The organism is Oceanimonas doudoroffii (assembly GCF_002242685.1).
Lineage (GTDB): Bacteria > Pseudomonadota > Gammaproteobacteria > Enterobacterales > Aeromonadaceae > Oceanimonas > Oceanimonas doudoroffii.
Genome location: NZ_NBIM01000005.1, coordinates 91,714 through 107,802, shown reverse-complemented (window position 1 = coordinate 107,802; position 16,089 = coordinate 91,714). Strand labels below are relative to the sequence as shown.

Here is a 16,089-nt window from a genome sequence, read left to right as displayed (position 1 = left end):
GATGTATGGCCATTTTAATATGGTTCGAATCGTGCTATCTGACTGACGGACAATTCCATGATTAGACAACGAACTCTGAAAAATACCGTGCAGGCCACCGGAATCGGCCTGCATTCCGGTCACAAGGTGCAGATGCGCTTTGTACCCGCGCCGGCCAACACAGGTATTGTGTTTCGTCGTACCGATCTGGAGCCGCAGGTTGAGATTCGGGCCGACGCCGATCTGGTGAAGGACACCATGCTGTGCACCGCGCTGGTCAACGACGCCGGTGTGCGGGTGTCCACCATTGAGCACCTGTCTGCCGCCCTGGCGGGTCTCGGCATCGACAACCTCTATATCGAGGTGGATGCGCCCGAGGTGCCGGTGATGGACGGCAGTTCCCATCCTTTTATTTACCTGCTGCAGTCCGGCGGCATTCACGAACTAAACGCGCTCAAGCGGTTTATTCGTATCAAGCAGCCGGTGCGGGTAGAGGACGGCGACAAGTGGGCCGAACTGCGTCCCTTCAACAAGGGCTTTCGAATGGATCTGACCATCGACTTCAAACACCCGGTGTTTGAAGGCCAGAGCCAGCACCTGGTGCTGGATTTCTCCGGCGCTTCCTTTGTGAAGGAACTGAGCCGGGCCAGAACCTTTGGCTTTATGCGTGACATCGAGTACCTGCATTCCCAGAACCTGGCCTTGGGCGGCAGCCTGGAAAACGCCGTGGTACTGGATGACTACAAGGTGCTCAACGACGACGGCCTGCGTTACCCCAACGAGTTTGTGAAGCACAAGATGCTGGACGCCATCGGCGACCTGTACATGTGCAACCACAGCATTCTGGGCGAGTTCCGGGCCTACAAGACCGGTCACGCCCTGAACAACAACCTGTTGCGGGCGCTGCTGGCCCAGACCGAAGCCTGGGAAATGGTCACCTTTGGCGACGAGCGCGCCGAGTCGCCCATTCGTTACTACGACACCGCTTTTCAGCCCGCCTGATAAACCTGGCTTGCACGCCGGCATCTCTCCGCGCCGGTGTGCACCTTGCTCACGGGCCCGGTAACGGGCCCGTGTTGTTTTTGTGTCAGGCGCGTCGGTTTTCTCCGCACCCAAAGCCTGATTGTGTCGCTTTTGGCACCCACACCCTTGAATCCCGGCACTTTCAACACCATATCAATTCCGTTTCGAGCATGCTTCGGTGAACCTGGATTCGAAAGCGCGGGCCCGAAGAGCCATGCGTTCACGGCGACCAGCCCTTTTACCTGACGCCTTGTCGGGTTACATTGACATACTCAACCGCCCAAAGTCCGGGGCCGGCAGGAAGGCGTCATGTGCTTTCCGCCCATGTTATCGTTATGGCCTCGCCGGCGCGCGGGGCGTCTTTTTTCAACATCACTATTGGCCAAGCATGATTACCAGACTTTTCACTCGCATCATTGGCAGCCGCAACGACCGAACCCTCAAGCGACTGCGCAAGGTAGTAAACGAAATCAACGCCATGGAGCCGAAGTTCGAGGCCCTGTCGGACGCCGAGCTCCAGGGCAAAACGGTGGAATTCCGTGCCCGCCTGGAGCAGGGCGAAAGCCTGGAGCAGATTTTGCCCGAAGCCTTTGCGGTGGTGCGCGAGGCGTCCAAGCGAGTGTTTGGCATGCGCCACTTTGACGTGCAGATGATCGGTGGCATGGTGCTCAACAACAACCAGATTGCCGAAATGAAGACCGGTGAGGGCAAGACCCTGACCGGTACCCTGCCGGTGTACCTGAACGCCCTCAGCGGCCGGGGCGTGCACGTGGTGACGGTGAACGACTACCTGGCCCGGCGGGACGCCGAAGGCAACCGGCCGCTGTTTGAATTCCTGGGCCTGACCGTGGGCTGCAACCTGCCCGGCATGAGCCATCAGGAAAAACAGGCCGCCTACGCCTGCGACATTACCTACGGCACCAACAATGAATTCGGTTTCGACTACCTGCGCGACAACATGGCGTTTTCGCCCCAGCAGCGGGTGCAGCGGCCGCTCAACTACGCCCTGGTGGACGAGGTGGACTCGGTGCTGATCGACGAAGCCCGTACCCCGCTGATCATCTCGGGGCCGGCAGAAGACAGCTCCGAGCTGTATATGCGCATCAACACCCTGATCCCCAAGCTGGTGAAGCAGGACAAGGAAGATACCGAGGAATACACCGGCGACGGTCACTACACCGTGGACGAAAAGAACAAACAGGCGCTGCTGACCGAAAACGGCCAGATCTTCGTGGAAGACGAGCTCAAGCGCATGGGCCTGCTGCAGGAGGACGACTCGCTGTTCTCCGCCGGCAATATTACCCTGCTGGCCCACGTCAACGCCGGCCTGCGGGCCCACACCCTGTTTGAGCGCAACGTCGACTACATCGTGCAGAACGACGAGGTGGTGATCGTCGATGAGCACACCGGCCGTACCATGGCGGGTCGACGCTGGTCCGAAGGCCTGCACCAGGCGGTGGAAGCCAAGGAAGGGGTGAAGATTCAGAACGAAAACCAGACCCTGGCCTCGATTACCTTTCAGAACTACTTCCGTCTTTACGACAAGCTGGCGGGCATGACCGGCACCGCCGATACCGAAGCCTTTGAATTTCAGCATATCTACGGCCTCGACACCGTGGTGATCCCCACCAACAAGCCGATGATCCGTAAGGACATGGGTGATCTGGTATACCTGACCGCCGCCGAGAAATACCAGGCCATCGTCGCCGACATCAAGGACTGCGTGGAGCGGGGCCAGCCGGTGCTGGTGGGTACGGTTTCCATCGAAAACTCCGAGCTGATTTCCACCATTCTCGACAAGCAGGGCATTCGGCACCAGGTGCTCAACGCCAAGTTCCACCAGAAGGAAGCGGAGATCATCGCTCAGGCCGGCCGTGCCGGCACCGTGACCATCGCCACCAACATGGCCGGCCGCGGAACCGACATCGTGCTCGGCGGCAGCTGGCAGGCCGAGATTGAAACCCTGGGCGATGGGGCTACCGATGCTCAGATTGCCGCTATCAAGGCAGACTGGCAGCAGCGCCACAAGGCGGTGCTGGCCGCCGGTGGCCTGCATATTATCGGCACCGAACGCCACGAGTCCCGTCGCATCGACAACCAGTTGCGCGGCCGGGCCGGTCGTCAGGGCGATGCCGGCTCCAGCCGCTTCTACCTGTCGATGGAAGATGCCTTGATGCGCATCTTTGCCTCGGATCGGGTGACCGGCATGATGAAGAAGCTGGGCATGGAAGAAGGTGAGGCCATCGAGCACCCCTGGGTGACCCGGGCCATTGAAAACGCCCAGCGCAAGGTGGAAACCCGCAACTTCGACATTCGTAAAAACCTGCTTGAATTTGATGACGTCGCCAACGATCAGCGCAAGGTGGTGTATGAGCAGCGTAACGAGCTGCTCGACTCCGGTGACATTCGCGACACCATCGCGGTGATTCGGGAAGACGTGCTGACCGACGTGGTCAACGAATACATTCCGCCCCAATCGCTGGAGGAAATGTGGGACGTGCCCGGCCTGGAGCAGCGCCTGCAGAGCGACTTTGCCCTGGAGCTGCCCATCGGTGAGTGGCTCCAGCAGGACGACAAGCTGCACGACGAGCAGATCCTGGAGCGGGTGCTGGCCGCGGCGACCCAGGCCTACGAAGAAAAAGAAGCCGTGGTCGGCGCAGAGGTGCTGCGCCAGTTTGAAACCTCGGTGATGCTGCAAACCCTCGACAACCTGTGGAAGGAGCACCTGGCGGCCATGGATCACCTGCGTCAGGGTATTCACCTGCGTGGTTATGCCCAGAAGAACCCCAAACAGGAGTACAAGCGCGAGTCCTACGAACTGTTCACCCAGATGCTGGAAAACCTCAAGCGTGAGGTGGTGAGCATTCTCAGCCGAGTGCGGGTGCAATCCCAGGAAGAAGTAGAAGAGGTCGAGGCCAAACGCCGTGAGGCCGCCGAGCGTCAGCCCCAGAGCTACAGCCACGCCGAGGCGGAGAATCCGCTGGCCGGTGAGCAGCAGGCCGCCACCACCGAAGGCGAGGCCACGCCCTTTGTACGGGAAGGCCAGAAGGTGGGGCGCAACGACCCTTGCCCCTGTGGTTCGGGCAAGAAATACAAGCAGTGTCACGGCAAGCTCAGCTGAGCCGTACCCCGCCATGATGCAGGGCCGCCCTTTGGGCGGCCCTTTCATTTTGTACTGCCTTTTGGTGGTTGCTGTGAACGATGTGACTGCCAAATGTGAACGGTGCGGGCTTTTCTTGCATATTGTCCTGCCGGCCCTCCCTTCGGTTCCCCTGCTGCGGTTCTTGGCCCATAATTTTCCTCCTCGTGCGCGGGGAACAATAACAACAACACGGGACAAGAAGAGGGCGAAATGAAACACAACGTCATAGGGCGGCTGGCCGCCGTGGTGCTGCCGGCGCTGACGCTGATCGGTGCCGCGGCGCTGTGGCTGCTGCTACAGTCTCAGCAGCAGCTGGTGCTGGCGCAGCAAACACGGTTTGATTATTTCGAATCGGCCAACCAGATTCGGCTGCTGTCGGGCCAGCTCAGTGCCCGCATTCGCAATTATGTCACCACGGGTTCGGAGCGGGATCTGTCACTCTATTACCATGTGCTGGCCGTGACCGAAGGGCGTCATGCCCGTCTCAATGGCAAGACCCTGTCCAATGAGCAAATGCTGCAGAATATGGAGCTGACCCGGGAAGAGCTGAGCTTGCTGGAACGGGCGCGGCAGGCCACCCTGACCCTGGCCCGGCTGGAAGAGGAGGCGGTTCGGCTGATGGCGTCGGGGCGCGAGCACCAGGCACGGCAAAAGGTGTTCAATCCCGATTACGATCGCTACAGCGAGATCATGAGCGATTCGGTCAACCAGTTTATCACCCTGCTTTTGGAACGGCTGGAGCGCAATATTCAGCGGGAGCAACGGCACAACCGGCTGACCATGGCGGTGCTGGCGGGGTTGCTGCTGTTGATGATGGCGGCCAGCCTGTGGCTGGGCTGGCGCCTTTGTGAGCGGGGGGAGACACGGCGGCGACTGTCTCTGGCCGGCCATCGCGGCCGGGATTGAGAGGGATGTCGCAACCGAAGACAGAGATTAAATGGTTCCATGTGAGCCTTTTTGTTTTCAATTCCGCTTCATTTAAAGCAAAATTCCGCCGTCTTGAATAAATGGGTGCGGCATGATTGCGAGAGGGGATGAAAGAATGAAGGGCAAAATGACCCTGAAGAGCGTGATTCGTCAGATCATAGGGGTGGCCCTGGGGTTTGCACTGATACTGGCCGGCGCGCTCTTTTTTTTGTTACAGGCGCAGAGCGAGCTGGGCTCGGCACAGGAAAAGCGTTACGACTATTTTAACTCGGCCAACCAGATGCGCATGATGTCAACCGAGCTGACCGGGCGCATTCGCAATTATGTTTCCACGGGCGCGGAGCTGGAGCTGAGTGCCTATCAACGGGTGATGGACATCACCGAAGGGCGGGCGGCCCGTATCGATGGCCGGCTCCTGTCCAACAAGGACATGATCGGTGGCCTAGCGCTGACTCGGGACGAGTTGAGCACGCTGGAGCAAGGCCGTCAGGGCACCGTCACCATGGCCCGACTGGAAACCCAGGCCATGGAGCTGATGGCGGCAGGTCGACAGCAGGAAGCCGCGCAGGTCGTGTTTGGTCCCACCTATGAGCAGGCGCGCAGCCAGATGCAGGAGTCGGTCAACACGTTCACCAAGTTGCTGCTGGAGCGGCTGGAGCGTGAAGTCAGGCATGCCGAGGCACAAAAACAGAACATGGTGATCGTCATGGTCATCATGTCGGTGCTGCTGGTGCTGCTCAGTCTGCTGCTGGGCTGGGTGCTGCGGCGGACCGTGTTGCAGCCACTGGGGGCCGAGCCGGCGGAAATGGAACGGATCGCCAGCGCCATTGCCGCCGGTGATCTCGGGGTGCAATTCATGCCCAACGCCAGTGGCGTCTATGCCCGGTTGCAGCACATGAGCGACAAGCTGCGTGAGTTGATCGGCCAGATCAACATGTCCAGTTCGGGGCTGGCCTCGGCCGCCGAGGAGACCTCGGCGGTGTCGCTGCAGACCAGCACCAACCTGGAGCGTCAGCAGCAGGATACCGAGCAGGTGGCCACCGCCATCAATCAGATGTCCGCCACGGTGCAGGAAGTCTCGCAAAATACCACCCAGGCCGCCGAGTCGGCGAAGTCGGCGTTTGAAGCCGCCGAACAGGGACGGCGAGTGGTGCTGCAGACGGTGGAGCACATTCAAACCCTGTCGGAAAATGTCGGCAACACCAGCCTGGTGGTGCAGTCACTGGCCGACAGCAGCACGCAAATCAGCACCGTCGTCGAGGTGATTCAGGAAATTGCCGATAGAACCAACCTGCTGGCACTCAACGCCGCCATTGAGGCGGCCCGGGCCGGTGAGCAGGGCCGAGGCTTTGCGGTGGTGGCGGCCGAGGTGCGCAACCTGGCCGAACAGACCCAGCAGTCTTCCCAGGAAATTGTGGCCACCGTGGCCCGGCTGCAGGGAGACGCGGAAAAAGCCAGGATGGCCATGGACAGCGGCCGTCAACGGGCCGAGAACACCGTAAGCCGTGCCCGTGAGGCGGAGCAGGCACTGGAGCTCATCAGCTCCGCCGTGCAGATTATTCACGATATGAACACGCAAATTGCCAGTGCGGTGGAAGAGCAGGCCTCGGTCACCGAAAACATCAGCCGCAACGTCACCAGTATTCACGGCATGGGCGTCGAAAACGCCGCCGGCGCCGATCAGACCGCCAGCGCCAGCCGAGAGCTGGCAACCCTGGCGGAACAACTGCAACTGGCGGTGAGCGGCTTCAGGCTGGAACAGGGAGGCGGCCCCCGACTCAGATAGGGGCCCGCCGGCGGCTGAGTCCTCCGGCCTTGTTCCCTTGAGGGGCGGTCAGTATACTGCCGTGTCTCAAATTGCGAGGAAAGTTCATGTTAAAGCTGTTGCGGATACTGTTGCTGGGCCTGGCCATGGTCGTTGTGTTTGTGCTCGGTACCCTGGTGTGCCTGGTGCGCCCCCGCCACCCGAACAACGTGCATCTGCTCGGTCGCCTGTTTCATCTGGCCTGCCCGATTATCGGGCTCAAGGTGCGCATTCGCGGGCGTGAAAATGTGAAGGGGCTTGAGTCCGCCATCTATATCGCCAATCACCAGACCAACTGGGATATCATTACCCATCCGGGGGTGGTCATGCCCCGTACCGTGGCCATCGGCAAGAACAGCCTGTTCTGGATTCCCCTGTTTGGCCAGCTGTTCTGGCTCAGTGGCAACCTGCTGATCAACCGTGAAAACAAGGCCAAGGCCGCCAGCACCATCGGCAAGGTAGTGGACAAGGTGCGCCACAACCGGCTGTCAATCTGGATGTTTCCGGAAGGCACCCGCAGCAAGGGCAAGGGGCTGCTGCCGTTCAAGACCGGCGCCTTTCACATTGCCCTGCAGGCTCAGGTGCCGCTGGTGCCCATTGCCTGCTCCAGCTATTTTGGCCAGGTGGATCTCAACCGTTGGGACAACGGCGAGGTGCTGATCGACATCATGCCGCCGGTGGATGTCAGCGCCTGGGAGCCCGCCCAGATGCGGGATCTGCTCAAGCATTGCCGCAAGCAGATTGCCGATCGTATCATTGAGCTGGACCGGCAGGCCCGCCGCCCCGAAACACTGACTCAACCCGGAGCCGAATCATGAGCCAAGCCAACGACTGGCGTGCGGAAACCCGCGAGATCATCGAATCCCTGCTGAGCGACGGCAGCAATCCCGACGCCGAATACATCATAGAGCACCATTTTTCCGGCCAGAATTTTGCCAAACTGGAAAAGGCGGCAGTGGACTGTTTCAAGGCCGGCTACGAAGTGACCGACGCCGAGGAGCTGACCCTGGAGCGGGGCCAGACCCTGCTGTGCTTTGACGCCGTGGCCGACAGCGCCCTGGACGAGGAGCAGATCATGCAGCAGGTGGCCGAGCTGCTGCCCATCGCCGAGAAATACGGCATCGATTACGATGGCTGGGGCACCTACTTCGAGGAAGCCGAAGAATAACAACGGCGGGCGGGGGCTGACGGGCTCGGCTAAGCTTGATCCATATATGCATGGATCAAGGAGAGTACCATGTTCCGTAGTCGCCCCCCCCTGTTGTTATTCCTGCCTGTTCTGATTTTCCTTTCCGGCTGCAGCGAGCTTCAGGCCCGTCTGGGCCGGCACCTGTTGCCGGATCCGCCCGAGGTGGTCGTTGAAGCGCTGCCCCCGGGCTATGATCCCGCTCACCCGCGGCCGCCTTATGCCGGCCCCCATGCCTCACTGGTGCAGCTCGATCTTGCCGCCTTTGACTTTCCGGTGCAGCCCGGTGAAACCGGCCCCATCGATACTTCCCTCGGCCCGCTGCAATATCCGTTTTCCTGCAATACCGAAGAATCGGGCCTGGGCCAGCCGCTGGTAGATAATCAGGAGGGCATCGGCACGCCGGTGTACGCCGAGGAAAACGGCGTCAAGAACACGCAAAAGCTGCTGGGCCACAGCAAAGACTGTTTGCTTAATACCCGTCTCGACTACTACTACCGGGTCAAGGACAAGAATGATTTCCGGTTATTGCCCGAAGGTGATTACCCGGAGAACATGGACTGGATAGAGCACAATGGCGAGCGCATTCCCTTTGTGCTCAGGGTAGAGCAGGGCACCATCAACCGCTTCGTGTATGTGCTCGCCATGCTGGCGGACCCCAGCGCGCCGGTGACCGACACCCACAGCCCCTACTGGAACAACAAGCTTATTTTCCACTTCAAGGGCGGGGTCGGCATCGGCAAGCGCCAGGGCAAGATGAGCCTGGGGCGGGTGGGCAGCCGGCTGATCACCCAGCTGGCCCAGGGTTATGCCATGGCCGGCTCCAGTGGCAACGTCACCAGTAACCACTACAACATGTGGCTGGCGGCCAATACCGCCGAAATGGTCAAGGCGCAGTTTGTGGCCCGTTATGGCCGGCCCGATTACACCGTGGGCATTGGCGGCTCCGGTGGCGCCGTGCAGCAATACCTGTTTGCCCAGAACAAGCCCGGCCTGCTCGACGCCCTCATTCCCCAGTACAGCTACCCGGACATGATCACCCAGAGCATCTGGGCGCTGGACTGCGAACTGTTTGAGTATTACTTCGACGTAACCGCCCGGGAGAACAAGCGTTGGCGGGTGCAGGAAAACCGTGGCCTGGTGATGGGCGTGGCGGCCAGCAGCGAGGTGGAACACGAGTTCAAGAAGTATTACCGCTGGGCGCGCATGGCCGGGCTGGGACTACGCCTGCCCGGGCTGCCACCGGGGGCGACCGAGTGCTCCAAAAGCTGGCGCGGGCTGGCGCCGTTGACCAACAACCCTCATTACTCCCATCGGACCCATTACTATGCGCCGGCGGTGGTGGCCAGGGAACGCTTCAGCCACTGGCACGATCTGGGCCATGTATACGGGGTGGATGAAAACGGCTATGCCAACCGAACCCACGACAACACCGGGGTGCAGTATGGCCTGGAGGCCCTGAAACAGGGGGACATCTCGTTTGCCGAATTCTTTCACCTCAATGCCAATATCGGCAGCTGGAAACCGCCGGTGCAGATGGTGCAGGAAAGGCTGTGGGTGCTGACCGGCGACGACAGCCTGTCCGGGGTATCCATCTGGAGCGATCACAACATGCAGAAAACCCCCGGCAGCCCGGTGCCGCTGTGGGTGTTTGAGCGCAACCGGGCCGATCTGGTGAAAACCGCTCCGCGCAGCCGGGGCAATCACGACGCCATTGCCGCCGCCTACCGCTCCGGCCACGTGTTCCTGGGCAATATCAACATTCCGGTGATCGATCTGCGCCATTACCTGGATCCCGAGCTCGACATGCATCACTCCTATGCCAGCCAGTCGGTGTGGCTGCGCATGAAGGCGGCCAGGGGCAATGTTGACAACATGGTGATCTGGCAAAGCGGCAAACCCTACAACCCCAGCGATCGGGCCTTTGAGGTGCTGGATGAATGGCTTACCAGCGGCCAGCGCCCCGCCAGTGCCCAGGATGCCTGCTGGACCGACACCGGTGAGCTGATCGCCGCGGGCGATGGCGTATGGAATGGCCCCTGGCGCGGTGATGCCGACATGGGCGCCTGTCTGCAGCGTTACCCGGCCTATCGTTCGCCCCGCAACGTGGCCGGTGCCCCGCTCACCGGCGAGGTGTTCCAGTGTGCCCTGATCCCGGTTAGCGCCGCCGTGGAGCGGGGTTTGTATGGCGGTCTCGACTTGCGCCCGCACCTGACCATGTTGCAGACGGTCTTTCCCGACGGGGTCTGTGACTTCACCCAGGGCGATCAGGGACGCCCCGGCAATGAAGAGATGGGACTCAAGGCCATGCTATAGTGGCGCAAATCGTTGCCGGGAGCGCCGCCATGTATCCACCGCCGGATCCCCACATGCAGTTGTGGGACGAGTACAAGTACCGCCACGACCACATCTGGCAAAAGCTGTTTCGCATTACCGTGGCCGTGGTGTTGCTGGGCGCCGTGCCTTACCTCAAGCCCGAAATCACCCAGGTGCTCAAGGGCTGGATACTGATAGCGCCATTGCTCGGCACCGTGCTGAGCCTGATCAGCCTGGCGCTGATGCACTTTGAGCTGACGTTGTTTGCCAAGATCGCCCAGGCTCACCGGGCCCACCAGGAGGAGCTGGGCCTGGTACGGCACAGCCGGCATAACTATTTTCGTTATCTGGTGATGACCTATGTCGGTTTTCTACTGCTGGTCAGCATGGCCAACGTGGTTGTGGTGCGGTTGTTGTGGCTGGCCCTCTGACTGCTGCGACAACCTTCAGCATACGGCCGGAGTGTCATCATGAAAGGGGAGCGTTCAGCGCTTACACTGAAAGTGAGGACAGTGACCCTAACCTACAGAGGTAAAGTACCATGATGATCGATGGCAAAATGAAGGCGGCCACACTGGCGACCGTGCTGTTGCTGGGGCTGGCGGGCTGCAGCAATATGTCCCAGCGGGATCGCAATACCGCCATTGGCGCCGGTGCCGGCGCCGTGGGCGGCTCGGTACTGACCGGCGGCAGCACCATGGGAACCCTGGGCGGGGCCGTGGTGGGCGGAGTGATCGGTAACCAAGTGGATACCGACGACGATGATTAATCCGAAGTAAAGGGGCCAGTCGGCCCCATTTACCAGGCGCTTTCCCCCAGGTAGTTGCCTGGCGGATAGTAATTGCATACCAGTATCATCATGTTGTTGCAGGTGGCGGTGGCACAACCCAGCTCTCGAGTATCGGGCCAGACCATCTGGGTGTAGTGGCCCACCAGCGGCACCAGCTCGCGGCTCAGGGGCTGTCCGGAATAATGGCGCTGTTCATCCTTCCAGCTTTGCACCCCGTCCAGCTCATCGTAAAACCCCAGCGTGCCCATAAACAGGTTTTCGCCAAAGCCCGAACCCCGGCTGTGCTCAATATCGCAGCGCCGGCTCAGCACTTGTGCCCAACCCGCTGCCTGTTGTTCGGCCCGGGACGACCATGCCAGCGAACCAGCACCCACCTCGGCCCGGGCTCTGTTGTGGGCGTCCAGCAGGGCCTGTTTCATGTTGTTGGGCAGCCCCGGCATACTGACGGTCAACAGTAGCCAACACCAGCCATACTTCAGATAACCCATGGTACTTACTCCCGTCTCAAGTTATCAGGGTAAGTGCCAGCGGAATAAAGTTCCAGCGGCCGAGGACGTGCGTCAAATGAAACGTTATGGAGGATGGGCTATCGGGTTTTGTTCTATCCTGTAAACTCGGAAACAAAAGGATTGATATGAGTCTGCAAGATGCCACCTTTCGATATATCGATATATTGGTCTCGGGGGAGAGTGCCCATGTTCAGCAATGGAAAGCTAAAGCAGGAACTGCTGCAGTACAAAGAGCAAAATCAGCATTTTAGCGCTTTACTGCGGGCCATTCGGGCTCATGTGGCCGTCATTGAGTTCACGCCAGATGGCGAGGTGCTTAATGTCAATGAGGATTTTTTGAAGGTGGTGGGCTATACCCTGGAGCAGGTGAAAGGCAAACATCATCAGATGTTCTGTGAACCTGGGCTGGTCGCATCACCGGAATATCAGACGTTCTGGCAGCGCCTGCGGGCAGGAGAACACCAGCAGGGCACGTTCCCGCGGATAACCCATGATGGCCGTAAAATCTGGCTTCAGGCAACCTACTTTCCGGTACAGGATGAAACGGGGCGGGTGCTGAAAATTCTGAAGATCGCCAGTGACATTACCGAAAAGCAGCATCAGTTGATTCGGCAGCAGGCGGTACTGACGGCGCTGGACAGATCCATGGCGGTGATCGAGTTCAAGGTGGATGGCACCGTCCTCAGCGCCAACGACAACTTTCTGTCGTTGATGGGCTATCATCTCGAGCAGGTGGTGGGTCAGCATCATCGTCTGTTTTGCGATGAGGACTTCTACCGGGATCACCCTCATTTCTGGCAGGAGCTGGCGGCCTGTGAGCACAAGTCGGGTCGCTTCAAGCGGGTCAACGCCAGCGGTGAGGAGATCTGGCTGGAGGCCACCTACAACCCCATTCTGGATGAGCAGGGGCGGGTCGAACGGGTGGTCAAGTTCGCCAGCGACATCACTCGGCGAGTACTGCAGTCCCGCCGCAATCAACAGGCTTCGGAGCAGGCCTGCGAGATTGCGGTGAAGACCTCCAACATAGTGGAGCAGGGCAGTAATACCCTGCAGACCTCGGTGCACCTCTCCACCCGCGTGTCCCAGGATCTGGAGCAGGCCATGGGGATCATCAGCCGGCTCAATGAACAGGCGCGCAATATCGAGGACATAGTGGCCACTATCAGCAGCGTGGCGGATCAGACCAACCTGTTGGCGTTGAATGCGGCCATAGAGGCGGCCCGGGCCGGCGAGCAGGGGCGGGGCTTTGCGGTGGTGGCCGACGAGGTACGCCAGTTGGCGGGCCGCACCAGCCGGGCCACGGCGGAAATCGCCCAGGTGGTGCAACAAAACCGGGAGCTGACCGCCCAGGTGTCCGAGGCCATCCTGGAGGTCAGTGGGGTGGCAGAGCAGGGCAAGCAGCAGGCCCAGGAGGTGGAAAGCTTTATGCATGAGATCCACCAGGGCGCGTTGGCGGTGCAACAGACGGTGGCGGTGTTGTCCTGATCCCGGGCGGAAAAACCTCATAAAAAAAGCCCCGGCCACGGCCGGGGCTTTTACATTAGGGCATGGTTGCCATGATCACAGGCTGGCGATCTGTTCCTGCTGCTGTTGCAGCTTGGCCAGGGTGGCCTGGTAGTCGGCCAGTTTTTCCTGCTCCTTGGCCACCACGTCGGCGGGGGCCTTGGCCACAAAGCCCTGGTTGTTGAGCTTGCCTTCCAGACGCTTGATCTCGCCCTGTACCTTGCCCAGCTCCTTTTGCAGGCGCGCCAGCTCGGCGTCCTTGTCGATCAGGCCGGCCATGGGCAGCAGCAGCTCGGTGTCGCCGATCAACTGCTTGGTGGACACCGGCGCTTCCTCGTCGGCGGCCAGCAGGGTGATGGACTCCAGCTTGGCCATGGCCTTGAGGAAGGCATCGTTGTCGGTGGCACGGCGGGCGTCATCCCCGGCGGGGCGCAGCAGCACGCTCAGGGCCTGGCCCGGGGGAATGTTCATCTCGGCGCGCAGGTTGCGAATGGACACGATAAAACGCTTCACCCACTCCAGATCGGCCATGGCTTGCTCGTCCTGCTCGGCGGCATTCACCTCCGGGTAGGCGGCCAGCATGATGCTGTCGCCACCGCGACCGGCCAAGGGGGCAACCCGCTGCCAGATCTCCTCGGTGATGTAGGGCATGATCGGATGGGCCAGACGCAGCAGGGTTTCCAGCACCTCGATCAGGGTCTTGCGGGTGGCGCGCTGCTCGGCCTCGGAGCCGTGCCACAGCACCGGCTTGGTGAGCTCCAGATACCAGTCGCAGAACTGGTTCCAGATAAACTCGTACAGGGCGCTGGCGGCGCGGTCAAAGCGGTAACCGTCGAGGGCGCTGCGCACGTCGGTTATGGTGGCCTGCAGCTGGGCGCGAATCCAGCGATCCGCCAGGGAGTATTGCAGTTCGCCGCCGTTCTGGCCGCAGTCCTGCTCTTCGGTGTTCATCAGCACGTAGCGTGACGCGTTCCACAGCTTGTTGCAGAAGTTGCGGTAACCGTCCAGGCGCTTCATGTCCCAGTTGATGTCACGGCCGGTGGACGCCATGGCGCACAGGGTAAAGCGCAGGGCGTCGGTGCCGTGGGCCTCGATGCCGTCGGCGAATTCCTTGCGGGTGCGCTTTTCGATCTTGGCGGCCAGCTGGGGCTGCATCATGTTACCGGTGCGCTTGGTGACCAGGGACTCCAGGTCTATGCCGTCGATCATGTCGAGGGGATCGAGCACGTTGCCCTTGGACTTGGACATCTTGTCGCCGTTCTCGTCGCGAATCAGGCCGGTGACGTAAACGGTCTTGAAGGGTACCTGGGGCTTGCCGTTTTCGTCCTTGATGAAGTGCATGGTCATCATGATCATGCGCGCCACCCAGAAGAAGATGATGTCAAAGCCGGTGACCAGCACGCTGGACGGATGGAAGGTGGCCAGCTCCGGGGTCTTGTCCGGCCAGCCCAGGGTGGAGAAGGTCCACAGCGCCGAGCTGAACCAGGTGTCGAGCACGTCGTCGTCCTGGCTCAGCACCATATCATCACCCAGGTTGTGGGTGGCGCGCACTTCGGCCTCGTCCCGGCCCACATAGACCTTGCCGGACTCGTCGTACCAGGCGGGAATGCGGTGTCCCCACCACAGCTGGCGGGAGATACACCAGTCCTGAATATCGCGCATCCAGGAGAAATACATGTTTTCGTACTGCTTGGGTACGAACTGAATGTCACCGTTTTCTACCGCCTCGGTGGCTACCTTGGCCAGGGGCGCGGCCCGCACGTACCACTGGTCGGTGAGCATGGGTTCGATCACCACGCCGCCACGATCACCGTAGGGCACGGTGAGATCGTGATCCTTGATGCTGTCGAGCAGCCCAAGGGTTTCCAGCTCGGCCACCACGGCGGTGCGGGCTTCAAAGCGGTCCAGACCCTGATAGGCGGCGGGTAGCTCGGGGCTGTAGACGTCGCTCGGCTCGCCGGTGGTGGTAAATACCTCGGCTTCGTTGCGAATGGCGGCGTCAAAGGTGAGCACGTTGATCATCGGCAACTGATGACGCTTGCCCACCTCATAGTCGTTGAAGTCGTGGGCCGGGGTGATCTTCACGCAGCCGGTGCCCTTTTCCATGTCGGCGTGATCGTCGCCCACGATGGGAATGCGGCGGTTGACGATGGGTAGGATAATGTCCTTGCCGATCAGATCCTTGTAGCGGGGATCTTCCGGATTCACCGCCACCGCGGTGTCGCCCAGCATGGTTTCCGGGCGGGTGGTAGCCACCACCAGGTAGTCCTTGCCATCGGCGGTCTTGACGCCGTCGGCGAGGGGATAGCGGAAGTGCCACATGTGGCCCTTCTTGTCCTTGTTTTCCACTTCCAGATCGGAGATGGCGGTGTGCAGCTTGGGATCCCAGTTCACCAGGCGCTTGCCACGGTAGATGAGGTCGTCTTCATACAGACGCACGAACACTTCCTTGACCGCGTTGGACAGGCCGTCATCCATGGTAAAGCGCTCACGGTCCCAGTCCACCGAGGCGCCCAGGCGACGCAACTGCTGGGTGATGGTGCCGCCGGATTCCTTTTTCCAGTCCCAGATCTTGTCGATAAAGGCGTCACGGCCATAGTCGTGGCGGGTCTTGCCTTCCTCGGCGGCAATCTTGCGCTCCACCACCATCTGGGTGGCGATGCCGGCGTGGTCGGTGCCCACCTGCCACAGGGTGTTTTTGCCCTGCATGCGCTGGTAACGGATCAGGGTGTCCATGATGGAGTCCTGAAAGGCGTGCCCCATGTGCAGGCTGCCGGTGACATTGGGGGGCGGAATCATGATGCTGTAGGCATCTTTGCTGGTGTCGCCATGGGGCTTGAAGTAGCCCTTGTTTTCCCATTGCTGGTACAGGGCCTGCTCGATGGCGTTGGGATTAAAAGTCTTTTCCAT

12 protein-coding genes are annotated in these 16,089 nt (G+C 60.6%); 10 read left to right on the top strand and 2 right to left on the bottom strand.

The window, feature by feature from the left end; genetic code table 11:
- Positions 1 to 57 precede the first annotated feature (57 nt).
- From lpxC to osmB, 9 genes are all read left to right on the top strand, one after another.
- Positions 58 to 981 carry a UDP-3-O-acyl-N-acetylglucosamine deacetylase gene (lpxC, locus tag B6S08_RS13885; protein WP_094201403.1) on the top strand — a complete coding sequence of 308 codons (924 nt, stop codon included), beginning with the start codon at positions 58 to 60 and terminating at the stop codon, positions 979 to 981.
- 409 nt (positions 982 to 1,390) lie between these two features.
- Entirely contained in the window at positions 1,391 to 4,123 is a 2,733-nt protein-coding gene (gene secA / locus B6S08_RS13875; RefSeq protein ID WP_094201401.1) for a preprotein translocase subunit SecA, read from the top strand.
- A 231-nt stretch (positions 4,124 to 4,354) separates the two neighbouring features.
- Positions 4,355 to 5,050, top strand: coding sequence for a chemotaxis protein (locus B6S08_RS13865; RefSeq protein WP_094201399.1), 696 nt, complete (start codon positions 4,355 to 4,357; stop codon positions 5,048 to 5,050).
- 148 nt (positions 5,051 to 5,198) lie between these two features.
- Positions 5,199 to 6,857, top strand: coding sequence for a methyl-accepting chemotaxis protein (locus tag B6S08_RS13860; RefSeq protein ID WP_245849869.1), 1,659 nt, complete (start codon positions 5,199 to 5,201; stop codon positions 6,855 to 6,857).
- A gap of 86 nt (positions 6,858 to 6,943) precedes the next feature.
- Entirely contained in the window at positions 6,944 to 7,693 is a 750-nt protein-coding gene (locus B6S08_RS13855) for a 1-acylglycerol-3-phosphate O-acyltransferase (RefSeq protein ID WP_094201397.1), read from the top strand.
- Complete coding sequence (rraB, locus tag B6S08_RS13850; protein WP_094201396.1) at positions 7,690 to 8,043, top strand: ribonuclease E inhibitor RraB; 354 nt, start codon at positions 7,690 to 7,692, stop codon at positions 8,041 to 8,043. Before B6S08_RS13855 ends, rraB begins: the two co-directional genes overlap by 4 nt.
- 69 nt (positions 8,044 to 8,112) lie before the next feature.
- The gene (locus B6S08_RS13845) at positions 8,113 to 10,377 is read left to right on the top strand and encodes a DUF6351 family protein (protein WP_094201395.1); all 2,265 of its coding nucleotides are present in this window, start codon (positions 8,113 to 8,115) and stop codon (positions 10,375 to 10,377) included.
- 29 nt (positions 10,378 to 10,406) lie between these two features.
- Positions 10,407 to 10,808, top strand: coding sequence for a hypothetical protein (locus B6S08_RS13840; protein ID WP_094201394.1), 402 nt, complete (start codon positions 10,407 to 10,409; stop codon positions 10,806 to 10,808).
- Between the two features lie 110 nt (positions 10,809 to 10,918).
- Entirely contained in the window at positions 10,919 to 11,146 is a 228-nt protein-coding gene (gene osmB, locus B6S08_RS13835) for an osmotically-inducible lipoprotein OsmB (protein ID WP_094201393.1), read from the top strand.
- A 29-nt stretch (positions 11,147 to 11,175) separates the two neighbouring features.
- Here osmB and B6S08_RS13830 read toward each other — a convergent pair whose 3' ends face one another.
- The gene (locus B6S08_RS13830; protein WP_245849868.1) at positions 11,176 to 11,655 is read right to left on the bottom strand and encodes a CAP domain-containing protein; all 480 of its coding nucleotides are present in this window, start codon (positions 11,653 to 11,655) and stop codon (positions 11,176 to 11,178) included.
- Between the two features lie 207 nt (positions 11,656 to 11,862).
- Between B6S08_RS13830 and B6S08_RS13825 the strand changes: the two genes are divergently transcribed.
- Positions 11,863 to 13,161, top strand: a complete 1,299-nt coding sequence (locus B6S08_RS13825) for a methyl-accepting chemotaxis protein (protein ID WP_094201392.1) — start codon at positions 11,863 to 11,865, stop codon at positions 13,159 to 13,161.
- A 75-nt stretch (positions 13,162 to 13,236) separates the two neighbouring features.
- On the opposite strand, the gene B6S08_RS13820 is transcribed toward B6S08_RS13825, so the two are convergent.
- Positions 13,237 to 16,089, bottom strand: a complete 2,853-nt coding sequence (locus B6S08_RS13820; protein WP_094201391.1) for a valine--tRNA ligase — start codon at positions 16,087 to 16,089, stop codon at positions 13,237 to 13,239.

Excerpts from the sequence above, each read along its gene's own strand:
- lpxC (WP_094201403.1), top strand. The coding sequence starts at position 58 with ATGATTAGACAACGAACTCTGAAAAATACCGTGCAGGCCACCGGAATC.
- secA (WP_094201401.1), top strand. The coding sequence starts at position 1,391 with ATGATTACCAGACTTTTCACTCGCATCATTGGCAGCCGCAACGACCGA.
- B6S08_RS13865 (WP_094201399.1), top strand. The coding sequence starts at position 4,355 with ATGAAACACAACGTCATAGGGCGGCTGGCCGCCGTGGTGCTGCCGGCG.
- B6S08_RS13860 (WP_245849869.1), top strand. The coding sequence starts at position 5,199 with ATGACCCTGAAGAGCGTGATTCGTCAGATCATAGGGGTGGCCCTGGGG.
- B6S08_RS13855 (WP_094201397.1), top strand. The coding sequence starts at position 6,944 with ATGTTAAAGCTGTTGCGGATACTGTTGCTGGGCCTGGCCATGGTCGTT.
- rraB (WP_094201396.1), top strand. The coding sequence starts at position 7,690 with ATGAGCCAAGCCAACGACTGGCGTGCGGAAACCCGCGAGATCATCGAA.
- B6S08_RS13845 (WP_094201395.1), top strand. The coding sequence starts at position 8,113 with ATGTTCCGTAGTCGCCCCCCCCTGTTGTTATTCCTGCCTGTTCTGATT.
- B6S08_RS13840 (WP_094201394.1), top strand. The coding sequence starts at position 10,407 with ATGTATCCACCGCCGGATCCCCACATGCAGTTGTGGGACGAGTACAAG.
- osmB (WP_094201393.1), top strand. The coding sequence starts at position 10,919 with ATGATGATCGATGGCAAAATGAAGGCGGCCACACTGGCGACCGTGCTG.
- B6S08_RS13830 (WP_245849868.1), bottom strand. The coding sequence starts at position 11,655 with ATGGGTTATCTGAAGTATGGCTGGTGTTGGCTACTGTTGACCGTCAGT.
- B6S08_RS13825 (WP_094201392.1), top strand. The coding sequence starts at position 11,863 with ATGTTCAGCAATGGAAAGCTAAAGCAGGAACTGCTGCAGTACAAAGAG.
- B6S08_RS13820 (WP_094201391.1), bottom strand. The coding sequence starts at position 16,089 with ATGGAAAAGACTTTTAATCCCAACGCCATCGAGCAGGCCCTGTACCAG.